Raw genomic sequence first — 4,439 nt, 5'->3', positions numbered from 1 at the left:
GTTGCACTCGACAGCTCCTACGCAGCTCCTACGCAGCTCCTACACAGCCACTACGGCATTTATGCATGAGGTTCCACCGCTACACCCACCAATAAAGACAAGAGGGGGCGTCATGGATCAACCCGGTTCGCATTCACAGCTCAGCTACACCCGCGGCTCGCAGGACAAGGTCTTGCTGGCGCAAACCATCGGCGAGGTTTTCGACCAGACCGTGGCCCGTTATCCGGATGGCGAGGCGTTGGTGGTTCGCCACCAGTCGCTGCGCTACAGCTGGCGAGAACTGGCCGAAGCGGTCGATCTGCACGCCCGGGCCTTCCTGGCGCTGGGCTTGCAGGCCGGCGATCGCCTTGGCATCTGGGCGCCGAATTGCGCGCAATGGTGCATCAGTCAGTTCGCCAGTGCGAAGATCGGGGTGATCCTGGTCAACATCAACCCGGCGTATCGCGCCTCCGAACTGGAGTACGTGCTCAAGCAGTCCGGTTGCCAATGGCTGGTGTGCGCGGGGATGTTCAAGACGTCGGATTACCACGCCATGCTGCAGGCACTGGTGCCGGAGCTGGCAGAGCAATCGATCGGACAATTGCGAAGCGAGCGCCTGCCGGACCTGCGCGGGGTGATCAGCCTCGATTCGCAGCCGCCTTCGGGATTTTTACCTTGGTCGCAGATGGCTGCCCTCGGTGCAGCGGTGTCGCCAGGGCAACTGACTGAACGCCAGGGGAGCCTGCATTTCGATCAGCCGGTAAATATCCAGTACACCTCAGGCACCACCGGATTTCCCAAGGGTGCGACCCTCAGCCATTACAATATCCTCAACAACGGTTACATGGTCGGCGAAAGCCTGGGCCTGAGCTTTGACGATCGGCTGGTGATCCCGGTGCCGCTGTATCACTGCTTCGGCATGGTCATGGGCAACCTGGGTTGTCTGACTCACGCCAGCACCATGATCTACCCCAGCGATGCCTTCGCCCCCTTGCTGACCCTGCGCACCGTCGCCGAAGAAAAAGCCACGGCGTTGTACGGCGTTCCCACGATGTTCATCGCCATGCTCGACCAGCCACAGCGGGGGGATTTTGACCTGTCCAGCTTGCGCACCGGAATCATGGCCGGAGCTACTTGCCCCATCGAGGTGATGCGGCGGGTCATCAGCGAGATGCACATGACTGAGGTGCAGATTGCCTACGGCATGACGGAAACCAGTCCGGTGTCATTGCAGACTGGTCCCACGGATGAACTGGAATTGCGCGTGACCACGGTGGGACGGACCCAGCCGCAGCTCGAAAGCAAGGTCATCGACGCGGCGGGCGATATCGTCCCCCGCGGGACCATCGGCGAACTGTGCACGCGCGGCTACAGCGTGATGCTCGGCTATTGGAACAACCCCAAGGGCACCGCCGATGCCATCGATCCGCAAGGCTGGATGCACACCGGCGACCTCGCGACCATGGACGAGCAGGGCTACGTGCGCATCGTCGGGCGTAACAAGGACATGATCATCCGCGGCGGAGAGAATGTTTATCCCCGCGAGCTGGAGGAGTTCTTCTTCACCCACCCCGCGGTGGCCGATGTGCAAGTGATCGGTATTCCGTGCTCGCGTTATGGCGAGGAGATCGTCGCCTGGATCAAATTCCATCCCGGCCACAGCGCCACCGAGCAGGAACTGCAGGCCTGGTGCAAGGAGCGCATTGCTCACTTCAAGACGCCGCGTCATTTCAAGTTCGTCGAAGATTTTCCGATGACGGTTACCGGCAAGATCCAGAAATTTCGCATGCGTGAAATCAGCATCGAAGAGCTGCGCGATAGCAACGGCTGACTGAGATCCCCCGTGGGAGCGAGCCTGCTCGCGAAGACGGCGGCATAGCCAACATCTATGTCGCCTGGCTCGTCGCATTCGCGAGCAGGCTCGCTCCCACAAAACTCAAATACCAGAAAGCACAAAGGGGAGCCGAGGCTCCCCTTTAATTTTATCGTCGCGTGCTCTTTTTTATTATTGAGGGGCGGCCTGTTGTTGTTTTTGGCAGCCGTGACCCTTTACCGCTGTTTTTGGCGATCCCCATCCGGGATCAAGAGCAAACGTATTTTTTTGAGCGCTGATCTGCTTTTTCGCCTTGCGATCCAACCGATTCGGGAGCTACCTGAAGGTAGTTTTATTGTTCTCTGCCCGGTTGCGGGTTACTCCTGAAAGCACCCTGAAAAGCCTATCTTCTCCAAAAAAATCTGTTAGCTGCGTCTCTTCCGTGTTGTTTTTGTTATGTCAGAGTCGTTTCGTCTTGTTTTTATTGGGTTTGTCGCTTTTTTTTATTCTTGTTGTGCAAGAGATATAGCAGGTGCCGTGCCAACTTTAAAAAATACATACAAATCAATGGCTTGAGTTTTTTGTCAGAAAATCCATCCCGCGAAACCCTGACAAATTGTTTCCGTGTTACTCGTTTCGCCCCCGTTACAAACGGGGGCGGTAACACCTCACTGCGCCAGCCGCGCCTTCGCAACGCGCGAACCGGTGGGACGGCCCAGCACATCACAAATCTGCCGGCCCGCGGCGATGAGCGCGTCCAAGTCGATGCCGGTCTCGATGCCGAGGCCATTGAGCAGGTACAGCACGTCTTCAGTCGCGACGTTACCGCTGGCACCCTTGGCATAAGGGCAGCCACCCAAGCCTGCGATGGAACTGTCGAACACGGCGATGCCCTCCAGAAGGCTGGCGTAGACATTGGCCAGGGCCTGACCGTAGGTGTCGTGGAAATGTCCCGCCAGTTTCTCCCGAGGCACGTCGGCGCCCACCACTTCGAACATCCTGCGCGTCGCGCCGGCGGTACCGGTGCCGATGGTGTCGCCCAGGGACACTTCATAGCAGCCCATCGCGTACAGCTCCCGGGCGACCCAGGCCACTTGCTCGGGCTTGACGTCGCCTTCGTAAGGGCAACCCAGCACGCACGATACGTAGCCGCGCACGCTGACACCATTGCGCTTCGCCGCCTCCATGATCGGGGCGAAGCGCTCCAGGCTTTCCTTTATGGTGCAATTGATGTTGCGCTGGGAAAACGCTTCGGATGCGGCGGCGAACACCGCGACCTCCTTCACGCCTGCTGCCAGCGCATCTTCGAAACCCCTCAGGTTCGGCGCCAAGGCGCCATACGTCACGCCAGGCTTGCGCTGTATCTGCGCGAACACTTCGGCCGAGCCGGCCATCTGCGGTACCCATTTAGGCGAGACAAAGCTGCCGACTTCGATGTAACCGAGGCCGGCAGCGCCCAGCGCATCCACCAGGCGTACCTTGTCGGCGACGCTGATGGGTTGCGATTCATTCTGCAGGCCATCGCGCGGGCCGACTTCGATCAGGCGTACAAAGGAGGGGAGGGACATGGGGTTGACCTGTAGTGGGTTGCAGAACATCGTGAACGATGATGGGACCCTTGTGGAGCGAGCTTGCTCGCGATGGCGGAGTGTCAGTCAATATCAACTTTGTCAGTTATACCGCTATCGCGAGCAAGCTCGCTCCCACAGGGTTACTGTTGTGTTACTGGACGATTTCCTCGCCCTTGATCGTCTGCTCCAGCGCCTGGATGCAGCGTTCTTCGGCGGTGTCCAACTCCAGTTTCATTTGTTCGATATCCAGCAGCTGTTGTTCGAGTTGCTCCCGGCGCTCGGCGATTTTCGCCAGCATGCTGTGGAGTTGTCTCTGATTGCCGCTGCTGGGGTCGTACAATTCGATCAGCTCGCGGCACTCGGCGAGGGAGAAACCAATGCGCTTGCCCCGCAAGATCAGTTTCAGGCTGACCTTGTCCCGGGGCGAATAGACGCGCTCCTGGCCACGGCGCTCCGGGCTCAACAGGCCTTGTTCTTCGTAGAAGCGGATGGCGCGGGTGGTGATATCCAATTCGCGGGCGAGGTCGGAGATGCTGTAGGTCTGGCTGCTCATGGAAGCGCTCGAAACGAAAGAGGTTGGCGCTAAGCTAAAGGTAGGTTGACGTTCACGTCAAGATAAGAGCGCCTGCATGACATCCGGCGGACCTGTGGGAGCGAGCTTGCTCGCGATTGCGTCGGCACATCCGATATTTTCCTGGCTGACACACCGCTATCGCGAGCAAGCTCGCTCCCACAATTTATGGCCTGCTAAACCTTATCGAGCTTCTTCTCATGGGCCGTCACCTGCTGGCACAGCTCGATCATCTGTTCGCGCATCCAGCGGTTGGCCGGGTCCTGGTCGGTGCTTTCGTGCCAGTAGAGATGCGTTTCCACCGGCGGCACATCGTTGACGGGCACGTGGACCGCATGCAGATCGTGGCGGCGGGCAAAACGTTCAGGAACTGTCATGACCATGTCGGTCTGCTGCAGCACCTGGGAAGCCATCAAATAATGTTGCGAGCGCAGGGCAATCTTGCGCTGGATGCCTATTTTGCCGAGGGCGAGGTCGACATAACCCAGGCCGTTGCGGCGACTGG

At 59.0% G+C, this 4,439-nt stretch carries 4 protein-coding genes; 1 reads left to right on the top strand and 3 read right to left on the bottom strand.

What is annotated here, in order from left to right; all coding sequences use genetic code 11:
- The first annotated feature begins 112 nt into the window (after positions 1-112).
- Positions 113-1,810, top strand: a complete 1,698-nt coding sequence (locus tag OC610_RS21915; RefSeq protein WP_264430726.1) for an AMP-binding protein — start codon at positions 113-115, stop codon at positions 1,808-1,810.
- A gap of 650 nt (positions 1,811-2,460) precedes the next feature.
- On the opposite strand, the gene OC610_RS21910 is transcribed toward OC610_RS21915, so the two are convergent.
- From OC610_RS21910 to OC610_RS21900, 3 genes are all read right to left on the bottom strand, one after another.
- Entirely contained in the window at positions 2,461-3,360 is a 900-nt protein-coding gene (locus tag OC610_RS21910; RefSeq protein ID WP_264430724.1) for a hydroxymethylglutaryl-CoA lyase, read from the bottom strand.
- Positions 3,361-3,514: 154 nt separating this feature from the next.
- Positions 3,515-3,916: a MerR family transcriptional regulator gene (locus OC610_RS21905; protein ID WP_264430723.1), complete on the bottom strand. Its 402-nt coding sequence runs from the start codon at positions 3,914-3,916 to the stop codon at positions 3,515-3,517.
- 194 nt (positions 3,917-4,110) lie between these two features.
- On the bottom strand, positions 4,111-4,439 hold a 329-nt coding region (locus OC610_RS21900; RefSeq protein WP_264430721.1), incomplete at its 5' end, for a LysR substrate-binding domain-containing protein.

It is taken from the genome of Pseudomonas agronomica (assembly GCF_025917275.1).
GTDB lineage: Bacteria > Pseudomonadota > Gammaproteobacteria > Pseudomonadales > Pseudomonadaceae > Aquipseudomonas > Aquipseudomonas agronomica.
The sequence above is the reverse complement of the archived record's forward strand: the minus strand, read 5'-3'. Positions and strand labels throughout refer to the sequence as shown.

Coding starts and splice junctions, on each gene's coding strand:
- OC610_RS21915 (WP_264430726.1), top strand. CDS start 113: ATGGATCAACCCGGTTCGCATTCACAGCTCAGCTACACCCGCGGCTCG.
- OC610_RS21910 (WP_264430724.1), bottom strand. CDS start 3,360: ATGTCCCTCCCCTCCTTTGTACGCCTGATCGAAGTCGGCCCGCGCGAT.
- OC610_RS21905 (WP_264430723.1), bottom strand. CDS start 3,916: ATGAGCAGCCAGACCTACAGCATCTCCGACCTCGCCCGCGAATTGGAT.